Source organism: Erythrobacter litoralis (genome assembly GCF_001719165.1).
GTDB lineage: Bacteria > Pseudomonadota > Alphaproteobacteria > Sphingomonadales > Sphingomonadaceae > Erythrobacter > Erythrobacter litoralis.
On the sequence record NZ_CP017057.1, the window covers coordinates 785,261 to 803,861 of the forward strand.

At 67.0% G+C, this 18,601-nt stretch carries 18 protein-coding genes; 8 read left to right on the forward strand and 10 right to left on the reverse strand.

What is annotated here, in order from left to right; genetic code table 11:
• Positions 1 to 6: 6 nt before the first annotated feature.
• Positions 7 to 1,476, reverse strand: a complete 1,470-nt coding sequence (locus tag Ga0102493_RS03680; protein WP_034906152.1) for a S41 family peptidase — start codon at positions 1,474 to 1,476, stop codon at positions 7 to 9.
• Between the two features lie 274 nt (positions 1,477 to 1,750).
• On the opposite strand from Ga0102493_RS03680, the gene Ga0102493_RS03685 reads away from it, so the two are divergent.
• The gene (locus Ga0102493_RS03685) at positions 1,751 to 2,338 is read left to right on the forward strand and encodes a YbhB/YbcL family Raf kinase inhibitor-like protein (RefSeq protein WP_034906149.1); all 588 of its coding nucleotides are present in this window, start codon (positions 1,751 to 1,753) and stop codon (positions 2,336 to 2,338) included.
• Positions 2,339 to 2,368: 30 nt separating this feature from the next.
• A complete protein-coding gene (locus Ga0102493_RS03690) occupies positions 2,369 to 2,617 on the forward strand; it encodes an SWIB/MDM2 domain-containing protein (protein ID WP_081845785.1) in 249 nt (82 codons plus the stop codon).
• A 12-nt stretch (positions 2,618 to 2,629) separates the two neighbouring features.
• On the opposite strand, the gene Ga0102493_RS03695 is transcribed toward Ga0102493_RS03690, so the two are convergent.
• Both Ga0102493_RS03695 and Ga0102493_RS03700 read right to left on the reverse strand, forming a co-directional pair.
• On the reverse strand, positions 2,630 to 2,863 hold the full coding sequence (locus Ga0102493_RS03695) for a DUF3253 domain-containing protein (protein WP_034906143.1): 234 nt from the start codon (positions 2,861 to 2,863) through the stop codon (positions 2,630 to 2,632).
• A gap of 10 nt (positions 2,864 to 2,873) precedes the next feature.
• A complete protein-coding gene (locus tag Ga0102493_RS03700) occupies positions 2,874 to 3,371 on the reverse strand; it encodes a cupin domain-containing protein (protein ID WP_034906140.1) in 498 nt (165 codons plus the stop codon).
• 41 nt (positions 3,372 to 3,412) lie between these two features.
• Here Ga0102493_RS03700 and Ga0102493_RS03705 point away from each other — a divergent pair, with 41 nt between their 5' ends.
• The gene (locus Ga0102493_RS03705) at positions 3,413 to 4,753 is read left to right on the forward strand and encodes a dipeptidase (protein WP_034906139.1); all 1,341 of its coding nucleotides are present in this window, start codon (positions 3,413 to 3,415) and stop codon (positions 4,751 to 4,753) included.
• Between the two features lie 51 nt (positions 4,754 to 4,804).
• Here the strand turns inward: Ga0102493_RS03705 and Ga0102493_RS03710 are convergent, their stop codons facing one another.
• From Ga0102493_RS03710 to dapD, 3 genes are all read right to left on the reverse strand, one after another.
• Positions 4,805 to 5,020 carry a hypervirulence associated TUDOR domain-containing protein gene (locus Ga0102493_RS03710; RefSeq protein ID WP_034906137.1) on the reverse strand — a complete coding sequence of 72 codons (216 nt, stop codon included), beginning with the start codon at positions 5,018 to 5,020 and terminating at the stop codon, positions 4,805 to 4,807.
• A gap of 19 nt (positions 5,021 to 5,039) precedes the next feature.
• Positions 5,040 to 5,348: a hypothetical protein gene (locus Ga0102493_RS03715; RefSeq protein WP_051698381.1), complete on the reverse strand. Its 309-nt coding sequence runs from the start codon at positions 5,346 to 5,348 to the stop codon at positions 5,040 to 5,042.
• Between the two features lie 132 nt (positions 5,349 to 5,480).
• On the reverse strand, positions 5,481 to 6,317 hold the full coding sequence (dapD, locus tag Ga0102493_RS03720; RefSeq protein ID WP_034906135.1) for a 2,3,4,5-tetrahydropyridine-2,6-dicarboxylate N-succinyltransferase: 837 nt from the start codon (positions 6,315 to 6,317) through the stop codon (positions 5,481 to 5,483).
• A gap of 217 nt (positions 6,318 to 6,534) precedes the next feature.
• Between dapD and Ga0102493_RS03725 the strand changes: the two genes are divergently transcribed.
• On the forward strand, positions 6,535 to 9,093 hold the full coding sequence (locus tag Ga0102493_RS03725; protein ID WP_083228515.1) for a S8 family peptidase: 2,559 nt from the start codon (positions 6,535 to 6,537) through the stop codon (positions 9,091 to 9,093).
• Positions 9,094 to 9,357: 264 nt separating this feature from the next.
• On the opposite strand, the gene Ga0102493_RS03730 is transcribed toward Ga0102493_RS03725, so the two are convergent.
• From Ga0102493_RS03730 to Ga0102493_RS03745, 4 genes are all read right to left on the reverse strand, one after another.
• Complete coding sequence (locus tag Ga0102493_RS03730; RefSeq protein WP_034906133.1) at positions 9,358 to 10,440, reverse strand: phosphotransferase family protein; 1,083 nt, start codon at positions 10,438 to 10,440, stop codon at positions 9,358 to 9,360.
• 10 nt (positions 10,441 to 10,450) lie between these two features.
• Positions 10,451 to 11,539: a Zn-dependent alcohol dehydrogenase gene (locus Ga0102493_RS03735; protein WP_034906130.1), complete on the reverse strand. Its 1,089-nt coding sequence runs from the start codon at positions 11,537 to 11,539 to the stop codon at positions 10,451 to 10,453.
• Between the two features lie 141 nt (positions 11,540 to 11,680).
• A complete protein-coding gene (locus tag Ga0102493_RS03740; protein WP_034906127.1) occupies positions 11,681 to 13,015 on the reverse strand; it encodes an acyl-CoA dehydrogenase family protein in 1,335 nt (444 codons plus the stop codon).
• 103 nt (positions 13,016 to 13,118) lie between these two features.
• Positions 13,119 to 14,624 (reverse strand): MFS transporter, encoded by a 1,506-nt coding sequence (locus Ga0102493_RS03745; RefSeq protein WP_081845763.1) that lies wholly within the window; start codon positions 14,622 to 14,624, stop codon positions 13,119 to 13,121.
• A gap of 262 nt (positions 14,625 to 14,886) precedes the next feature.
• Here Ga0102493_RS03745 and Ga0102493_RS03750 point away from each other — a divergent pair, with 262 nt between their 5' ends.
• The 4 genes from Ga0102493_RS03750 to Ga0102493_RS03765 all read left to right on the forward strand — a co-directional run bounded on the left by Ga0102493_RS03750 (position 14,887) and on the right by Ga0102493_RS03765 (position 18,585).
• Entirely contained in the window at positions 14,887 to 16,080 is a 1,194-nt protein-coding gene (locus tag Ga0102493_RS03750; RefSeq protein WP_034906125.1) for an acyl-CoA dehydrogenase family protein, read from the forward strand.
• A gap of 109 nt (positions 16,081 to 16,189) precedes the next feature.
• Positions 16,190 to 17,329 (forward strand): acyl-CoA dehydrogenase family protein, encoded by a 1,140-nt coding sequence (locus Ga0102493_RS03755; RefSeq protein ID WP_034906122.1) that lies wholly within the window; start codon positions 16,190 to 16,192, stop codon positions 17,327 to 17,329.
• 12 nt (positions 17,330 to 17,341) lie between these two features.
• A complete protein-coding gene (locus Ga0102493_RS03760) occupies positions 17,342 to 18,157 on the forward strand; it encodes an SDR family oxidoreductase (RefSeq protein ID WP_034906121.1) in 816 nt (271 codons plus the stop codon).
• Between the two features lie 158 nt (positions 18,158 to 18,315).
• Positions 18,316 to 18,585 carry an usg protein gene (locus Ga0102493_RS03765; protein ID WP_034906118.1) on the forward strand — a complete coding sequence of 90 codons (270 nt, stop codon included), beginning with the start codon at positions 18,316 to 18,318 and terminating at the stop codon, positions 18,583 to 18,585.
• Positions 18,586 to 18,601 lie beyond the last annotated feature (16 nt).

Consider the following 18,601-nt stretch of genomic DNA (forward strand, 5'->3'; position numbering starts at 1 on the left):
GGCGTCCTAGAAAAGACCCGGAATCTCGAACTGCGCAGGATTGGGCCTGCGCGGCTGGAGCATGCGCCGCGTATCGCCGAGCGGCACCATCGCGCGCTGGCTTTCCGCGCTAGCCCCGGCAATGCCCTTGTCGGACTGTGCGGCAATCGGGTTGCAGCTGCGCCCGGCCAGGAAATCGAGCGCGGCTGCGACCGAATCCTCGGCCGGATCGCCGAGCGGCTCGAAGATGTCGTCCGGCGCCGCGCAGGTGTTTGGCACGGTCGATGCGAGGCCCGAGAAATAGTCGCCTTCATCGTCGGCATTGACGGTCTTGAACGTCACCGCGCGTACGCGCAGGTCGCACCGCTCGAGATCGAAGCCGAACTGGCCGACCGGCTTGCCGAAGGTGTTGGTGCCGACCAGCGCGACATTATTGCCGAGATAGGGGACCATGGAATTGATGACGAGCTCGCTCGCCGAGGCGGTCCCGCCGCGCCCGATGAAGGCGATCTTGGTTGGCTGGATCGCTTCGTCCTCGAAATCGAAGAACTCGGTTTCGTTGTCGGCGGATTTCGACGGGCGCAACACGGTGCGGCTCCACACGTCGCCCACGCGGCCCCGGCCGAGCAGGTCGCCGAGCGTATCGGCGACATCCACCAGCCCGCCGCCATTATAGCGGAAATCGATGATGAGCTCGGTGACGCCCTCACCGCGGAAGAGGTCGAAGGCGTCCTCGAGCTGGGCCGAGGCATCGCGCACGATGAAGGTGCGAAGGTTGAGATAGCCGACCTTCTTCGCCCCGTCCTGGATGATCTGCACCCCGTAGCGGTCCGAAATCGGGTCGAGCGAGAACTCGCTCTTGGCCACGCTCTGCTCGATCACCGTGCCGTCCGCGGTGCGGAAGCGCAGGACGCGCGTCACGCCCGGATCGGACGGGCCGAGCGCGTTGATCACGGCCTGCGGCCCGCCGCTCGCCATCAGGTTGCTGACGAGCTGGAGATTGGTCGTCGTCGTGCCGATCGCCAGCAGTTCGGTTCCGCGGTCGATCCCGGCGGCGAAACCGTTGCCGTTCTCAAAGGCTTCGAGCGCGAGGACGCGGTTGTTCGCCGTGTCATAGGCAAGCCGCACGCCGAAGCCCGCGCTCGAGCCGGAATTGATGAGCTCGTTCTCTTCCTCGATCGAGGTGGCGAAGGTGAAGCCGCGGTCGATGTCCTGCGCACGCGCCGGGGCGACGCGTGCGTCGAGGAAGTCCTGCACGTCGTTGAAGGCCGCCGGGTCGACCGTGTCGTCGAGCAGGTCGGGGAAGAGATACCACTCGTTCAGGACCGCATTGGCGTAGTCGATTTCCTCCGCCGCGGTGCAGGCCGCGGTCGTCGGGGTCGGTGTCGGCGTGGGGCTCGGCCCGCCGGAGGTCGGCGGCGGGTTCGATCCGCCGCCGCCGCAAGCGGCGAGGGCGAGCGCGAGCGTGGCGGTAAGCGCGGTGCGACCGATCTTCATGGGATGTGCGACTCCGGAAAAAAGGACTGCATGAACGATAGCTTGGACGGATCCGCGGGGGTGCGAATCCGCTTTCTTCATGCAATGAAGGGGGCGCTTGGGCAAGGCGGCGCGGGCGTTTCGGCGGCGATCGGGACGCATCCCGTGCGCTCTTGGCCCCTTTTCGAGCCCCGGTCCGGCGGGTTTTCCGCAGAAACCGGGGCAAAAAGGCCTGGCCCTCTCTACTATCGGGGGGGCAACCGCACTAGCAGGAAGGAATGAGAGCGACCGAGTCATGACCGAATTGCCCCAATGGATCGCATCGAAACTGCCTTCGGGCGCGCGCCACGGCGGCCTTGCCATCGCGCGGCTGGGGGACGAGCGCACGCTCGCGAAGGGCGGCTTTGCGCTGTCGAGCCCGGCCTTCGCCGCCGGGGACCAGCTCGACCCGTGCTTCACCGCCAAGGAGGAGGACGCGGTCGCCCCGCCGCTCGAATGGACCGCGCCGCCGCCGGGCAGCCAAGAAATCGTGATCGTCGCCGAGGACGCCTCGAGTGACGCGGTCGAGCCGCAATGCCACTGGCTCGTCTGGGGCCTGCCCGGGCAGAAGGGCAAGCTGCTTGAAGGCGAAACCCCGCCGCGCACGGGCAAGAATGCTCTTGGCAATTCGGAATGGCTGTTGCCCAACCCGCCGCTGGGCGAGACGCGGCATTACGTGTTCCAGGCCTTTGCCACGGACCTGCCATTGACCACCATGCCCGGCGCCACGCGCGAGGACATCATCAAGGCGCTCGCAGGATCGGTGACGGCCTGTGCCGTCCTCAACGCGCCTTTCACCGGGACACCCGCCGACGACTACGCCCCGGCGGATGACGACTTTTGACTTACCTGCCATGATAAAAGGAGAAGGATGATGGCTGGCAATAACGCGCTACAGAAACCGGTGCAGCTTTCGGGGGACCTCGAAGCGGTGGTCGGCAAGGGTCCGATGACCCGCGCCCAGGTCACCTCGAAGGTCTGGGAATACATCAAGGCGAACAACCTTCAGGATCAGAAGGACAAGCGCCAGATTAATCCCGACGCCAAGCTTGGCGCGGTGATCGGGAAGGACCAGATCTCGATGTTCAAGATGACGGCGGCGGTGTCCAAGCACCTCAGCTGAAGCCCTGACCGGTCAGCGGCGCGCGATGCGATAGGCTCCGCGCCGCTGGCCGAGCGGCTCCCCTTTCCACGACAGCGCGATTTCGCCCGCTTCGAGCAGGGTATCTACGCCTATGTGGACCTCGTTCATCCGGGCGCGCCAGTCGCCGCCCGCCCCGGCGAGCGCTTTCGCGGCCTCGGTCGGGCAGATCGTCCTGCCGGGGGCGCGCTCTTCCAGCAGCGCTAGAATGGCCGCTTCGGCGGTCATGCGCGCGCGGTCACTGCGCTGTCGGCGCGCCCTCGCCCGGTTCCCAGCCCAGCGGGGCCAGTTCGAAGCCCGCGAAATCGAATCCCGGCACCACCACGCAGGAAATGAGCGAGAAGCCCTGCGCGCCGCTTTCGGGCGTGAGCGGGCGGGCCCGTTGCCAGTGCCCGGTCGGCACCACGCCCTGCGGCGCCTCTCCATTCGCGACATCGGCACCCAGCCGCACGCTCGTCGGCTGCGCGAAGTCCCCCTCGGCGAGGCCCAGTTCGAGCGGATCACCCGCCTGCCAGATCCACAGTTCCTCGGCATCGACCCGGTGCCAGTGCGAGGCCTCGCCCGCTTTCAGCAGGAACAGGATCGCCGTCCCGGCCGCGCGCGCGCCATCCGTACCCGGCTGCGCTCCGCTGCGCCATGTCTCGCGGTACCAGCCGCCTTCGGGATGCGGCTGAAGCTGCAATTGTTCGATTATCGCCTCGGCGCTATTGATCGGGGCGGACCCGGCTTGCGTCATGGAAATTCCTTTCGGCGCAGCCTCTAGAGAAAGAGCCCGCCATGATGCAACTCGCCGCCCGCCCGCTCCTTGCCTTTCTGCTTGCAGGGGCCGCCTTGCCGGCCATCGCGCAGGATACGCGCCCCGCAGATCCGGGGCCGCGGACCACCGGGCCCGAGGCGAAGCGCGCCGAGACAGTGTTCGATCCCGCGGTCGAGACCGCCAACGCCGCGCTGGAAATGGCGCCGGTCTTCGACGGGCACAACGACGTGCCGATCCAGCTGCGGGCGCGATTCGACAACCAATTGTCCAATTTCGACTTTACCGACACCAGCGCGACCGGGGAAACCCATCCGCAGGGCCGCACCATGCAGACCGACCTCGCCCGGCTGGCAGAGGGCAGGGTCGGCGCGCAGTTCTGGTCGGTCTATGTCCCCACCTCCCTCAGCGAGGCGGAAGCGGTGCAGATGACGCTCGAACAGATCGACGTCACGCGCCGCCTGATCGACCGGTATGACGAACTCGTCTTCGCCCGCAGCGCCGACGATGTCGAAAACGCCTTTCGTGCCGGGCGCATCGCCTCGCTCATGGGTATGGAGGGCGGTCATTCGATCGGGTCGAGCCTTGCCGTGCTGAGGCAGATGCACGATCTCGGCGTACGTTACATGACGCTCACCCATAACAAGAACACGCCGTGGGCCGACAGCGCGACCGACACGCCCGAACATGGCGGCCTCACCAAATTCGGCATGGACGTGGTGCGCGAGATGAACCGGCTGGGCATGCTTGTCGACCTCTCCCATGTCAGCGAGGAGGCGATGGTCGACGCGCTCGAGGTGGCGAAGGCTCCGGTGATCTTCAGCCATTCGGGCGCGCGCGCCGTCAACGGCCATCCACGGAACGTGCCCGACAGCGTTCTGCGCCGGCTGCCGTACAATGGCGGGATAGTCATGGTGGTCGCGCTGCCCGGCTATCTCAACGAGGAACGCCGCCAGTGGTTCGCGACCCGCGCGGCCGAACAGGCGCGGCAGGAATCGCTGTTCCAGGGCCAGCCGTTCAGGATCGAGACCGCGATGGAGGAATGGGACGCGGCCAATCCCGAACCCGCCACCGGGATCGAGCACATGGCCGACCATATCGACCATGTCCGCGAGGTCGCAGGGATCGAATCGATCGGGATCGGCGGCGATTTCGACGGCATGCCGACGGGACCGGAGGGTTTCGAGGACGTGACCGGATATCCCGCGCTCTTCGCCGAGCTTGCCCGTCGGGGTTATTCGCAGGCCGAGCTGGAGATGATCGCGAGCCGCAACGCGGTGCGAGTCCTGCGCCAGGCGCAGCGTTACGCCGCGAGCGTGCGGGACGAGCCGCCGATCGAAACGCTCATCCCGAAAGCCGAGTGAGCAAGGTCCGGTAGACCTCATCGCGTCGGCCCGCATCCATCAGGAGCGGTCTCAGTCCTCGAGTTCGCTGCCGCGCTTCAGCACGCGGTCGCCGTCCTCCTGCTTGACGAGGTAGGCCGGGTTGTCGGCATCGCCGTTCCTGGTGATTTCCGAGCCCTTGAGGGTGCGGGTCACCTCGCGTTCGAAGCGGTCCTCGACCTGTCCCTGGCCTTCGCCATCGCCCCAGTTCCACTTGACGTACTGGCCGGTTTGGAAGCTGTTGCTCATCTCTCTCTCCGCTCGTGCGTCATTCGCCCGTGACCGGTTCCTCGACCGTCGATTCGGGCGCGCTCGGCTGCGTCGTCGGGACCGCCGGGATGTTCTGCTCCTCGACCCCGTCCTCGCGCAATTCCTCGGCGCGCTCGGTGGCGAGTTCGGCGCTTTCGACATCGCCTTCCTGCAAAGCGGGGATGATCCACGCGATGCTCATCGCGACGATCGCGATCAGGGTCGAGATGATGAGGATCCAGCGCGCCCGCCCGGACGTCTCGCCTGCGCGTGCGGCGTCATCCTCGATACGGACGCCTTGGTTGTTGTTGTTGTCGGTATCGGCCATGAGCCTGCCCTCCCTTGGGTGAATGTCTCATCGAACCAACGGAAGCGCGGCTGGCCCGTTCCGAAAAGAGGACACGCAACAGCGGCGTAAGGGGCTGGCGGGGCGGCGGAGGAGCCCCCGGGAAAAAGGCCCTCAGTCGCGCAGGAGCTCGTTGATCCCGGTCTTGGAGCGGGTCTGCGCGTCCACCGTCTTGACGATCACCGCGCAATAGAGCGACGGGCCGGGGCTGCCGTCGGGCAGGGGCTTGCCGGGGAGCGAGCCGGGAACGACGACGGCATAGGGCGGCACTTCGCCGCGATGGATTTCGCCGGTTTCGCGGTTCACGATCTTGGTCGATGCGCCGAGATAGACGCCCATCGAAAGCACCGCGCCTTCGCCCACGCGCACGCCTTCGGCGACTTCGGAGCGCGCACCGATGAAGGCGCCGTCGCCGATGATGACGGGGTCGGCCTGCAGCGGTTCGAGCACCCCGCCGATCCCCGCGCCGCCCGAGATGTGCACGTTCTTGCCGATCTGTGCGCAGGACCCGACCGTCGCCCAGGTGTCGACCATCGTGCCTTCGTCGACATAGGCGCCGATATTGACGAAGCTCGGCATCAGGACGACGCCCTTGGCAATATGGCTGCCGCGCCGCGCGACCGCGCCGGGGACGACGCGAAAACCGCATTCGCGAAAGCGCCGCTCGCCCCAGCCGGCGAACTTGCTCGGCACCTTGTCGAAGGCTGCCGCCCCGCCCGAACCGTGCTCGATCAGGCGGTTGTCCTGGAGGCGGAAGGACAGCAGCACCGCCTTCTTGAGCCACTGGTTGACTTTCCAGCCGCCGCTGCCGTCGGACTCGGCGACGCGCGCCTCCCCGCTGTCGAGCAGTTCGAGCGCATCGCTCACCGCGCCGCGGATTTCGCTGCCGGGGGTGATGTCGGCGCGGTGTTCCCACGCTTCCTCGATCTGGGTGATGAGAGTGTCGGTCATGGAGCCTCCGCTTCGCGCTGTCGGCTGGGCTGCTAGCCGGGCGGGCGGGGCTGGGCAAGCGCCTTGGATCGCTAAGGGCGACGCGCGCCGGGAGAGGGCTGTGCGGGAGACACAACCGGTTTGGCGGCAAAGGCGAGCGACGGGCGCGCGCGAGGCTGCTACCGTCGCGCGAGACTGTTCATCGAAAATCCACCCCGCAACCGTAAGAGGGGACTCCATGACCGCCCGTCCTGACACCGCCCGTCCTGGCACCGCCCGTCCTGACGTCGGCCATCCTGACATCGGTCGCAGCCCGGTCGCCCCCACTCCCGACCCGCGCGCCCCGGTGCGCTGGCGCTGCACCCCGACGGGCAAGGCGGGCCGCGGCGCGCTGGCCGCGCTCGCCTGCGCCGCGCTTGCGGCCTGCGGCGGCGGAGGGGGCGGGGGCGGGGGCGGCGGTGTCGTGTCCACTCCCCCGCCGCCCCCGCCCCCTCCGCCGCCGCCTCCCCCTCCCCCGCCACCACCGCCGCCGCCGACCAATTTCGACACAGCCGAATTCCGCCGTTCCGACGGGCCGGCTTTCCACGGCGCGGACAGCGCGTGGCGCGATGGCTTCACCGGGGAGGGGCAGGTGATCGCGGTTGTGGATTCGGGGCTCGATTCCGACAGCCCGGAATTCGCCGGCCGCGTCCATCCCGCCTCGCAGGACGTCGCCGGAAGCCGCGGGATCGATCCCGAAGACGACCACGGCACGAATGTCAGCCTCGTCGCCGCCGCCGCGCGCAATGGCGACGGCGTGCTCGGCATCGCGTTCGAGGCGCAGGTGCTCGCGCTTCGGGCCGATCTGCCGGGCTCCTGCGCTGGCGACACGCTCGCCGACCCGACGCTCTCGTGCCGCTTCGCTGACAACGACATCGCGCGCGGGATCGACGTCGCGGTGGCGAACGGGGCGAAGGCGGTGAACCTTTCGCTCGGCGGGGGCGGGATCTCGCGCGAGCTGTTTGACGCGGTCCGCCGCGCATCGGATGCGGGGCTCGTCATCGTGGTAGCGGCGGGAAACGGGGGCGACGGGTCCGACCCCGACATCGATCCGTTCGAACCCGATCCCTTCGCTCAGGCGCTGGCCGACGCGGGCGGGGCGAACGTCATCATCGTCGGGTCGGTCGACGATGCGGGCACGATCTCCGCCTTCAGCAACCGCGCCGGGTCCTTCGCCGCCTCCTACCTCGCCGCGCGGGGGGAGGCGATCTGCTGTGTCTATGACAATGGCGATCTCTTCATCGAGACGATCGACGGGCAGCAATTCGTCACGCTCTTTTCCGGCACCAGCTTCGCCGCACCGCAGGTGTCGGGGGCGGTGGCGCTGCTGGCCGAGGCCTTTCCCAACCTCTCGGGCGCGGACATTGCCGAGATCCTGCTGACCTCGGCGCGCGACGCCGGGACGGGCGGGGTGGATGCGATCTACGGACGCGGCATCCTCGACATCGCGGCGGCCTTCGCGCCGCAGGGGACGACTACGCTTGCCGGGAGCGGGGTCGCGCTCGCCGCGGGGGAGGATATCGCGGTTGGCTCGGCGGCGATGGGTGATGCGCTGGGCGCGATGCGCCTGACGAGCGTGGTGCTCGACCGTTACGAGCGCGCCTATCGCCGCGACCTCGGCGGGCGCGCCCGCGCCGCGGCGCAGGTCCGGCGGCTCGCGGGCGCGGTCGAGCGGCCCGGCTTCACCCGCGCCGCGGTGGGCGAGGCAATGTCCTTCGCGCTGACGCTGGGCGAGACGGAGCGTGCGGCGGGCCTGCAATGGTCGCGCGAACTCCGCCTCGCGCCCGAAGAGGCCGACGGCCCGCGGGTCCTCGCCGCGCGCGTGACGGGGCGGCTCGGCGACGATCTCGAGGCGGGCTTCGCGCTCGGGCAGGGCGCGCTCGGGCTCGCGCGGGGGCTTGGCGGAGGCGCGCGCGGCGGGGCCGGGAAGCCCCCGGCGCGCCCCGCTTTCCAGATCGCGCCCGAGGCCGGGCTCGACGAAGGCTTCACCGTCAGCAGCGACCTCGCCGTCGCTGCGCGGCAGGGCCTGGGCGCATGGGGCATCACGCTCTCGGCCGAGCGCGGGCGCGCATGGCTGGGCGAAAACCGCCGCGCCGAGGAGGTGATCTACGGCCTTCCCGAAACCCGCGCGACGACGAGCATCGCGCTCGCCGCCGACCGCCGATTCGGGAGTGCCGAGGCGCGGCTATCCGCGACCTGGCTGGCTGAGGAGGAGACGCTGCTCGGCGCGCATTTTCACCGCGCTCTCGGCATATCGGGCGCGGACACGGTCTTCATCGACGGCGCGCTGGCGGGCGAGGTCGCCCCCGGCTGGAGCCTGTCGGGCGCCGTGCGCGGCGGGATCACGCGCCCGCGCGCCGGAGCGCTGCTCGGCGAGGGCTCGGCGCTCGTGACGCAGGGATGGTCGCTCGACCTTGCGAAGACGGGCGCGCTCGGCGCTGCCGACCGGATCGGCTTCAGGCTCAGCCAGCCCCTGCGGGTCGAGGGCGGGGGGCTCGATTTCGACCTTGCGACCGGGTGGGACTATGCCAGCCGGAGCCCGGTGGTCGCGCGGCAGGCGGTCTCGCTCGAACCGGCGGGGCGCGAGGTGATGGGCGAGATGGCCTGGGCGACGCCCTTCGCCTTGGGGCAGGGCCCGTGGGGCGCGCGCGCTTTCGGCAATGCGACGGTCAGCCTGTTCTACCGCATCCAGCCGGGCCATTTCGCCGATGCCCCGGCCGATGCCGGCGCGGTGGTGAGCGTCAGCGCGGGGTTCTGAGAGAGAGCCTCTGCCTTTGGCCCCAATGCGAGTCCTTGGCGCAGGAAGGGACCTCATGCGGGTTCGGACCAAGGCGCGAAAACGTGCGGAAAGGAATACGCCCGGCGGGCCCGCGAGGGACTCCGCGCGTCGGAGCGCCATCCGGCCCGAGGTCCATGCCTGCGCAGGGTATCGCGAGATGAGCCGTGGCAGGGACCCGCGCCATGAAGGATCGCGGCAGAAGTGCGAGCGGCTGCCCAGGGGCCCCCGCGCCCTTTCTTGCCCCTATTCAGGCATCCCGGCCTTCAGCGCGAATTCGTGCGCGCGCTCGACCAGCGGCGCGACGCGGTCGCTCATCGCCTTGGCGTGGGCGGAGGAAGCGGTTCCGTCGATCACCCGCTTCTTGATCCCCTGCATGATGCCGGCGAGGCGGAACAGGTTGTAGGCGAAATACCAGTCCATCGGCGGCACGGGATAGCCCGTGCGCGCGACGTAGCGGTCCACCGCCTCCTCTTTGCTCGGAATGCCGAGTTCCTCGAGATCGAGCCCCAGCAGACCCGCGCGTCCGTCCGCGGGATTGTGCCAGTTGAGCATGAGATAGCTGAAATCCGCGATCGGATCGCCCAGCGTCGACAACTCCCAGTCGAGCACGGCGATGATCTTCGGCTCGGTCTTGTCAAAGATCACGTTGTCGAGCCGGTAATCGCCGTGCACGACGGATGAATTGTGCTGCGCCGGGATCGTCTCGGGCAGCCATTCGATCAGCCGCTCCATTTGCTCCATGTGCTCGGTTTCGGACAGCTTGTACTGCTTCGACCAGCGCGCGATCTGGCGCGCGCAGTAATCGGTCGGCTTGCCGTAATCGCTGAGGCCGATCGCGGCGGGATCGTTCATGTGCAGGTCCGCCATCGTGTCGATCAGCGCGTGGTAGATCGCGCGGCGCTCCTCCGGCGACATGCCCGGCAGCGCCCCGTTCCACAGGCTGCGCCCGTCGGCCATGCTCATCACGAAGAACTTCGAGCCGATCACGTCGGTGTCCTCGCACAGGCCATAGGTGCGCGGGACCGGAAAACCGGTCGGGTAAAGCCCGGTCATCGCGGTGTATTCGCGGTCCACCGCGTGGGCGGAGGGCAGCAGCTTGCCGAAGGGCTGGCGCCTGAGGACGTATTTCGCCCCGGGCGTCTCGATTTTGTAGGTCGGGTTCGACTGGCCGCCCTTGAACTTGGTGTAGCTGATAGGTCCTTCGAACCCCTCGACATTCGCCTCGAACCAGGCGGTCAGCGCCTCGAGGTCGAGCCGGTCGGCCTCGGGCACTTCGACCGTGCCCACCATTTCCTTGTCGAAATCGATCTGCGGTGCATCTGTCATCGTGTCAGCCTCAATCGAACACCACCACGCTGCGCGCAGAATGGCCATCGCGCAACTTGTCGAAGCCTGCATTCACGTCATCGAGCGAAATCCGCTCGGCGATGATCGTGTCGAGGTCCAGAAGCCCGCGCATGTAGAAATCGACGAGGCGCGGCAGGTCCACCGGAAAATGGTTCATTCCCATGATCGCGCCCATCAATTTCTTGCCGCCTAGGAGGTCCATCGCGCCGAGCCCGACCTTGCAGTCGAGCGGCATCATGCCGAGGATCACCGCTGTCCCGCCGCGGCGCAGCGACTTGACCGCGAGATCGGCGCTGGACTGCCGCCCGACCGCCTCGATCCCGTAATGGACCCCGCCGCCACTGATTGCGATGATCTGCATCGCCGCGTCCTCGGCCAGGGCGTCGACCGTGTGGGTCGCGCCGAGCACTTCGGCGAGCTTGCGCTTTTCGGGCAGCGGGTCGGCGGCGATGATCTTCGCGGCTCCCGCGATCTTCGCGGCGTTGATCGCGGCAAGGCCGACGCCGCCGCAGCCGATCACCGCCACGCTCTCGCCCGGCGTCAGCTTGACCGCGTTGAAGATCGTCCCCGCGCCGGTCGTCACCGCGCAGCCGATCACCGCGGCGCGGTCGAACGGCATGTCCTTGTCGATAGAAACGCAGGCGTGTTCGTGAATCAGCATCTGCTCCGATAAGGCGGAGAGGTTGAGCATCTGGTTGACCGGGTCGCCGCCCTTTCGCGTCATGCGCGGTGCAGCCCCCTTCGCCCGGCGCGTATCGGCGCCGAGGCATAGCGCCATGCGGCCCGTCACGCAGAATTCGCAATGGCCGCAGAAGGCGGACAGGCACGAGACGACGTGGTCGCCCGGCTTCACTGTCTTCACTTCGCTGCCGACCGCGCGGACCACGCCCGCCGCCTCGTGCCCGGGAATGCAGGGGAGCGGGTGGGGATAGGCGCCGTCGATGAAATGGAGGTCCGAATGGCAAAGGCCACAGGCCTTGGTGTCGATCAGGACTTCGTGCGGGGCGGGATCGGCATAGTCTACCTCGCCGATGACGAGGCCTTCGCCCGGTTTTTCAAGGATGGCGGCCTTGGCCATGGATTTTCCTCTCCGTCTGAAATTGATTGCCCGAGCGCCTTTCCAACACGGGGTGAGGCGCTGCAGAAGAGCAGGGGACCCCTCTAAAGGCGGCCCCCCGCATGTACGACGTGAACCAGTACGCCTACAGGCGAACGCGTGTCAGCGCGCGACCCCCATGTCGCCCGAACTCATCGTGTCGCTGTCATTGGCCGGGGCAGGGCCGGAACGCAGCGCATTTGCGCTCGGCCCTTCCTGCGGCGCGTGCTTGCCGAATTCCATCCGCGCGATCGATCGGGCGTGGACCTCGTCCGGCCCGTCGGCGAGGCGCAGGGTGCGCTGGTTGGCGTAGGAGCGGGCGAGGCCGTAATCCTCCGACACGCCGCCGCCGCCATGGGCCTGGATCGCGTCGTCGATGATGCGCAGCGCCATGTTGGGGGCCTGCACCTTGATCATCGCGATTTCCTGCTTCGCCGCCTTGTTGCCGACCTTGTCCATCATGTCGGCCGCTTTCAGGCAGAGCAGGCGGGTCATGTCGATGTCGATGCGGGCGCGTGCGACGCGTTCCTCCCACACCGAATGCTTGTAGATCGGCTTGCCGAAGGCTTCGCGTTCCTGCAGGCGCTTGCACATCTTCTCCAGCGCTTCCTCAGCGACGCCGATCGTGCGCATGCAGTGGTGGATGCGGCCCGGGCCAAGGCGGCCCTGCGCGATCTCGAAACCGCGCCCTTCGCCCAGCAGGATGTTCGAGGCGGGAACGCGCACGTCCTTCATCTCGACTTCCATGTGGCCGTGCGGGGCATCGTCATAGCCGAAGACGGGCAGGTGGCGCAGGATGTTCACGCCGGGCGTGTCGATCGGCATCAGGATCATGGACTGCTGGGCGTGGCGCTGCGCCTCGAAATCGGTCTTGCCCATTACGATCGCGACCTTGCAGCGCGGATCGCCGAGGCCCGAAGACCACCACTTGCGCCCGTTGATGACGTATTCGTCGCCGTCCCGTTCGATCCGGGTCTCGATGTTCGTCGCGTCCGAGGATGCGGTGTAGGGCTCGGTCATCAGGAAGGCGGAACGGATTTCGCCGTTCATCAGCGGGCGGAGCCATTCCTCCTTCTGTTCGCGCGTGCCGTAGCGGTGAAACACTTCCATGTTGCCGGTGTCGGGTGCGGAACAGTTGAACACTTCCGATGCCCAGCCGATGCGGCCCATTTCCTCGGCGCACAGGGCGTATTCGAGATTGGTAAGGCCCGGACCTTCGAATTCGAAGCTGTCGTCGACATGGTGATGGCTGTCATTGCGCGGCGGCATGAACAGGTTCCAGATTCCCTGCTCCTTGGCCTTGGCCTTCATCTCCTCGGCGATGGGCAGGACCTTCCAGCGATCGCCTTCGCGGTCCTGTTCGTCATAGACCGGGACATTGGGGCGAACGTGCTGCTCGATGAAACCGCGCACGCGGTCGCGCCAATAGACCTGGCGTTCGGTGGGTTCGAAATCCATGGGGGAGTTCCTCTCTCGTCCTGATTTGCAATCGAATCTCTCGTCCAACCGTGGCAGAGGCAAATGCCAGCGCCAAGCTCCTATTTGCGATGGGCGCCTTGCCTTATCCGGTCTGGGGGCGTTCCTTGGGCGGTCTTGCACCGGCGCGCAGGCCGGGGCGGAGCTCTCCGGCGAGCGCTTCGGTATCCGGTTCCCCGCCATCCTCCTCGGCGCGGGCATGGCGTGCCGCAACGCGCGCCTCGTGCTGTTCGCGGGTGATAGGGAAACGGGCGAGCCAGAAGGCGGAAACCACGGTCAGCAGGGCAAGCGCGCCGAGATAGAGCAGGGCGAGTTCGGCGGTCACGCCCGCTTCGACCTCGGCCTGCGGGGTGCCGGGTTCGAGGCCGATGAGCGAGATGACGAGCCCGGTCAGCATGATGCCGCCCCCGGTCGCGCATTTCTGGACCAGCCAGTTGCCCGAATAGAAGGTCGCCTCCGCGCGCTTGCCGGTGCGTTCCTCGAACGCCTCGACGATTTCGGCCACCATCGAGGTCGCCGAGATGATCGAGACGATGCCCGCCGTGTTTGCGAACAGGAAGAACGCCATGACCATGACCGTCGAAGGCGTCCCGCCGACTTCGGGCCACGCGCCGAGCAGGAACAGCGAATAGGGTACCGCGATGATGGCGAGCGCCGCGATCGCGCCGCCGGCAGCGCTCGCCGGCTTGCCGAAACGCTTGTGCAGCGGACCGACCAGCAGGAACATCAGCACCACCGACGCGCCGAGCACCAGCGGGTATGCCTGGAAGGCCGTTTCGCTGAACTGCCAGACATAGAGGTTGAGATATTGCGTCATCGAAAAGGTCATGCCCTGGCTGACATAGGCCGCGAGCCCGCCGAGCGCGAAGATGAGAAAGGCCCGCTCGCGGAAGGCATCGAAGATCTCTGCAAAGGCGCCGGTGAGCGAGAAGGGCGGGGGACGCTTTTCGGGCCGCTTCGCCACGATCCGGTGCTGCCCCGCCGCCGAACCGATCACCGACACCGCCATGATGCAGGCCCCGGCGATGCCGTAGGCGGCATAGCCTTCGGGCTGCAATTGCGCCTCGGGTGTCGGCAGGAACACGCTGAAGGTGAGGATCATCATCAGCAGCCCGCCAAACCAGCCCGACAGGAAACGGAAGCGGAACAGCGTGGTGCGCTCGACATAATCCTCGGTGATTTCCGGCACGAGGCTGACCGAGGGCACTTCGCAGGCCGACAGCAGCAGCCGCACCCCCACCGCCAGCATGACGATCTCGATGAAGGACGGCGCGCCCGTGAAGGGCGGCGACCACAGCAGGGTCCACATCAGCGCGAGCGGGATCGGCGCGATGTAGAGCCACGGCAGGCGGCGGCCCCAGCGGGTATAGGTGCGGTCGGAAAGATGCCCGATCAGCGGATCGACCAGAGCATCGACCACCAGCGCCGTCGCCAGCGCGGCGGAGACGATCCAGGCCTCGACCCCCAGCACGAGGTTGTAGAAGGGCAGGAGAAAGAAGGAGAACCCGCCGTCCTTCACTCCAAAGGCGATCGCGCCCGAACCGTGCACGATCTTGAGCCGGAGCGGCAGCCTGCCCTTCACGAAGCTCATGCGGGCCTGCCCCCATCAAGGCGCACGCGCTTGCTTCCGGCGAATCCGGATACAGCGATCATCCCTCGGTTTCCTCTCGTCTCTCGCCCGGCAGAGTGGCCCGGCGGGGGCGCTTCGTCAATCGAATGGGGCGCGCGCGCCCTGACGCTACGGCATCGCGTCTTGGCCGATCCGCGGGCCAAGAGCGCTTGCAGGCCCCGCGAAAATCACGCTAACGTAAAGGTCAAGTGGGAGCTTACGAACAGCTGAGGAGAGTCGGATCATGAGCGATCTGGAACAATTCCGCATGGAAACGCGCAAGTGGCTCGAGGCGAACTGCCCGGCCGAAATGCGCGAACCCGTGCGCGATGAAGAAGACGTCTATTGGGGCGGGCGCAATGCCAGCTTCAAGAACGATGCGCAGAAAGCCTGGTTCGAGGCCTGCGTCGAAAAGGGCTACACCGTTCCCGCATGGCCCAAGGAATATGGCGGCGCGGGCCTTTCGGCTCCCGAGGCCAAGGTCCTGCGCGAGGAAATGGCCCGCATCGATGCGCGCCCGCCGCTTTCCTCCTTCGGCATCTGGATGCTCGGCCCGGCGCTGCTCCATTTCGGCACCGAAGGACAGAAGCAGCGCTTTCTCAACGAAATCGCGCACGGCGAAATCCGCTGGTGCCAGGGCTATTCGGAGCCGGGTTCGGGCAGCGACCTCGTGTCCTTGCAGACCTATGGTGAGGACAAGGGCGATCACTGGGTGGTCAACGGCCAGAAGGTGTGGACGTCCTATGCCGACCAGGCCGACTGGATCTTCTGTCTCGTTCGTACGGACAAGGCGAACAAGTACCAGGGCATCACCTTCATGCTGATCGACATGGCGACCAAGGGTGTTTCGACCAAGCCGATCAAGCTCATCAGCGGCAATTCGCCCTTCTGCGAGACCTTCCTAGAGGATGTCGCCGTGCCCAAGTCCTATGGCGAGGACATCCCCGCGCAGGTGGGCGAGGTCAATCGCGGCTGGGACGTGGCCAAGTATCTCCTCGGCCATGAGCGCGAAATGATCTCGGGCGCGGGCGGCGGCGATCGCACTGCGGCGATCGGCGCGGCGATGAAGCGCCACGCGGCGAAGACCGGCGATGATCTCGACCCCGTCCTGCGCGCAGAGCTCGCCATGTTCGACGTCGACGCGCTCGCCTATTCCGCGATGGGCGAGAAATTCCTCGACGAGGCCAAGGCTGGAAGGGCCCATCCCGCCCAGCCGAACATGATGAAATATGCCGGGACCGAGCTCAACAAGCGCCGCCACGAGCTGATGATGGCAGCGGGCGGCTCGCGCAGCCTCGAATGGGAGAGCGAGGACACCGGCGGCGGCAAGCCGGCGAGGAGCTGGCTGCGGACCAAGGCGAACTCGATCGAGGGCGGCACTTCGGAAGTCATGCTCAACGTGGTTTCCAAGCGCATTCTCGAACTGCCGGGCGGCTGATCCGGCCAGCCATGAATGACGAGCGGGCCGCTTCCGGCGATACGGGAGCGGCCCGCTGACCATCGGATAACCAGACGAGACACAGAACACAGAGAGGAACCCGTCCGCCATGCCCCTTTACCACGACGAAGATCAGGCAATGCTGGCCGACACCGCCAGCAGCTTCATGGCCGAGGAAGGCAACATCCAGAAGCAGTTGCGCCACTGGCGCGACCGCGATTGCAAGGACGGCTTCGGTCACGGATTGTGGAAGCAGATGGCCGAGCTCGGCTTTACCGGCATCCTCGTCGAGGAGGATCAGGGGGGGCTCGGCATGGGCTATGTCGAGGCGGGCATCGTGCTCGAGGAAATCGGGCGCAATCTCACCCCTTCGCCGTTCCTCACCTCCTCCGTGCTTGCCGCGACCGCGCTTAGCCACGGTTCGCACGACATGAAGGCGCGTTACCTGCCCGGCCTCGTCGCGGGCGACAGCGTCTTTGCCGTCGCGGTGGACGAGACGGCCAAGCACCGGCCCGAGCGCATCACCACCCGGGCGGAAAAATCGGGCAATGGTTTCCTCCTGACCGGTTCCAAGAGCTTCGTCGTATACGGCGGCAGCGCCGACATGATCGTGGTCGCCGCGCGCACCTCGGGCTCTGACAACGAGGCGGAGGGGATCACCCTCTTCGCCGTGCCGAAGGATGCCAAGGGCATGAGCCATGACGCGGTGCGCCTCGTCGACAGCTCGATGGCGACTTACACCAAATTCGACGGCGTCGAACTCGATGGCGATGCGGTGATCGGCGAGGTCGATGGCGGGCGCGAAGTGCTCGATGCCATGCTGCGCGCCGGGCGCATCGGCGCGGCGGCCGAAGGCGTCGGCGTCGCGCGCGGGGCGATGGACCGGACGGTCGACTATCTCAAGCAGCGCAAGCAGTTCGGCAAGCTGATCGGCGAATTCCAGGCGCTTCAGCACCGCGCAGCGCATCTTTATTCCGAAGTCGAGATCGCCCGTGCGGTCACGATCAAGACCCAGCAATTGCTCGATGCGGGCGCCGAAAGCGCGGACATGATGACCTCGGTCGCCAAGGCCAAGGTCGCGAAGACCGCGCGCCTCGCGGTGCAGGAAGGCGTCCAGATGCATGGCGGCATCGGCATGACCGACGAATACGACATCGGCCTGTTCATGAAGCGCGACCGGGCGCTCGCCGAATTCCTCGGCGATTCCTATTACCACGCGAACCGCGTCGCCGAAATGTCGGGCTATTGAGGGGATAACACAATGAACGTGCAGGAACTTTTCAGCCTCGATGGGCGCATCGCGCTCGTCACCGGGGGCAGCCGCGGGATCGGCAAGATGTTCGTCGAGGGCCTGCTCTCGGCGGGTGCGGCGCGCGTCTACATCTCGGCGCGCAAGGTCGAGCAGATGGAAGCGACCATCGCCGAATTCGACGAGACCTTCGGCGAGGGCAAGGTGATCGGCATCCCCGCAGACCTGTCGCAGATGGACGGGATCGAATCCCTCGCCGCCGAAATGGCCAAGCGCGAGGACAGGCTCGACATTCTCATCAACAATGCGGGCGCTGCATGGGGCCAGCCCTATCTCGAATTCTCCGAGGCCGGCTGGCACCGCACGATGGACCTCAACGTCAAGACGCCGTTCTTCCTGACGCAGAAGCTTCACGAACTGCTCGTAGCGGGTGGCAAGGGTGATCATCCGGCCAAGGTGATCCACGTGTCCTCGATCGACGGGCAGCGGATCAATCCGTGGGAGACCTATGCCTACCAAGCCTCGAAGGCGGGCGTCATCCAGCTCACCCGGCGCATGGCGGCGCGGCTGATCCAGGACAATATCATCGTCACCTCGATCGCGCCGGGCGCCTTCGCCAGCGAGATGAACAAGGCCGCCAAGAACGCGCCCGACGCGTCGGCCAGCGTCATCCCGGCTAAGCGGATCGGCAGCCCCGAGGACATGGCGGCCGCGGCGATCTACCTTTGCAGCCGGGCGGGCGATTATGTCGTGGGCGAGACGCTGACCGTCGATGGCGGGGTCGTGAACGCGGCGCTGCCCGGAAGCTTCAGCGACCCGGCGGGCTGAGCAACGGCTTTGGCACTTCGGCGCAAGGAGTGCCACGCGCCACGCATTCCCCGGGCAAGGAAATGTCGGGGGAAAACCGGGGCTTGAAACAATTGACCGCGCACTCCTTTCGCGGCAGCATCCCTCATGAGAGAGGAAGCTGACGCGAAGGAGCGCGCATGGCGGACAGGGATTTCGAAAGACAGCTTCGGGGCGAGGGCCTGCTCACGGCCGAGATCTTCTATTTCTTCCCCGACTACCCCTCGCTCATCCAGCAATTCGTCTGGCAGGATTACGACGAGGCGCCGGATTATCCGATCCTGTTCCGCTTCCTCGACCACTGGCGACGCGAGATCGAGGCGGCGATCCATTCGGTCCGGATCGCCCACCAGCATACCCTCGGCCCGCGCGAATTCCGCCATGTCGACGGGGAATTCCTGCTTGGATGAGATGCGCAGGCGCGGC

Excerpts from the sequence above, each read along its gene's own strand:
- Ga0102493_RS03680 (WP_034906152.1), bottom strand. The coding sequence starts at position 1,476 with ATGAAGATCGGTCGCACCGCGCTTACCGCCACGCTCGCGCTCGCCCTC.
- Ga0102493_RS03685 (WP_034906149.1), top strand. The coding sequence starts at position 1,751 with ATGACCGAATTGCCCCAATGGATCGCATCGAAACTGCCTTCGGGCGCG.
- Ga0102493_RS03690 (WP_081845785.1), top strand. The coding sequence starts at position 2,369 with ATGGCTGGCAATAACGCGCTACAGAAACCGGTGCAGCTTTCGGGGGAC.
- Ga0102493_RS03695 (WP_034906143.1), bottom strand. The coding sequence starts at position 2,863 with ATGACCGCCGAAGCGGCCATTCTAGCGCTGCTGGAAGAGCGCGCCCCC.
- Ga0102493_RS03700 (WP_034906140.1), bottom strand. The coding sequence starts at position 3,371 with ATGACGCAAGCCGGGTCCGCCCCGATCAATAGCGCCGAGGCGATAATC.
- Ga0102493_RS03705 (WP_034906139.1), top strand. The coding sequence starts at position 3,413 with ATGATGCAACTCGCCGCCCGCCCGCTCCTTGCCTTTCTGCTTGCAGGG.
- Ga0102493_RS03710 (WP_034906137.1), bottom strand. The coding sequence starts at position 5,020 with ATGAGCAACAGCTTCCAAACCGGCCAGTACGTCAAGTGGAACTGGGGC.
- Ga0102493_RS03715 (WP_051698381.1), bottom strand. The coding sequence starts at position 5,348 with ATGGCCGATACCGACAACAACAACAACCAAGGCGTCCGTATCGAGGAT.
- dapD (WP_034906135.1), bottom strand. The coding sequence starts at position 6,317 with ATGACCGACACTCTCATCACCCAGATCGAGGAAGCGTGGGAACACCGC.
- Ga0102493_RS03725 (WP_083228515.1), top strand. The coding sequence starts at position 6,535 with ATGACCGCCCGTCCTGACACCGCCCGTCCTGGCACCGCCCGTCCTGAC.
- Ga0102493_RS03730 (WP_034906133.1), bottom strand. The coding sequence starts at position 10,440 with ATGACAGATGCACCGCAGATCGATTTCGACAAGGAAATGGTGGGCACG.
- Ga0102493_RS03735 (WP_034906130.1), bottom strand. The coding sequence starts at position 11,539 with ATGGCCAAGGCCGCCATCCTTGAAAAACCGGGCGAAGGCCTCGTCATC.
- Ga0102493_RS03740 (WP_034906127.1), bottom strand. The coding sequence starts at position 13,015 with ATGGATTTCGAACCCACCGAACGCCAGGTCTATTGGCGCGACCGCGTG.
- Ga0102493_RS03745 (WP_081845763.1), bottom strand. The coding sequence starts at position 14,624 with ATGAGCTTCGTGAAGGGCAGGCTGCCGCTCCGGCTCAAGATCGTGCAC.
- Ga0102493_RS03750 (WP_034906125.1), top strand. The coding sequence starts at position 14,887 with ATGAGCGATCTGGAACAATTCCGCATGGAAACGCGCAAGTGGCTCGAG.
- Ga0102493_RS03755 (WP_034906122.1), top strand. The coding sequence starts at position 16,190 with ATGCCCCTTTACCACGACGAAGATCAGGCAATGCTGGCCGACACCGCC.
- Ga0102493_RS03760 (WP_034906121.1), top strand. The coding sequence starts at position 17,342 with ATGAACGTGCAGGAACTTTTCAGCCTCGATGGGCGCATCGCGCTCGTC.
- Ga0102493_RS03765 (WP_034906118.1), top strand. The coding sequence starts at position 18,316 with ATGGCGGACAGGGATTTCGAAAGACAGCTTCGGGGCGAGGGCCTGCTC.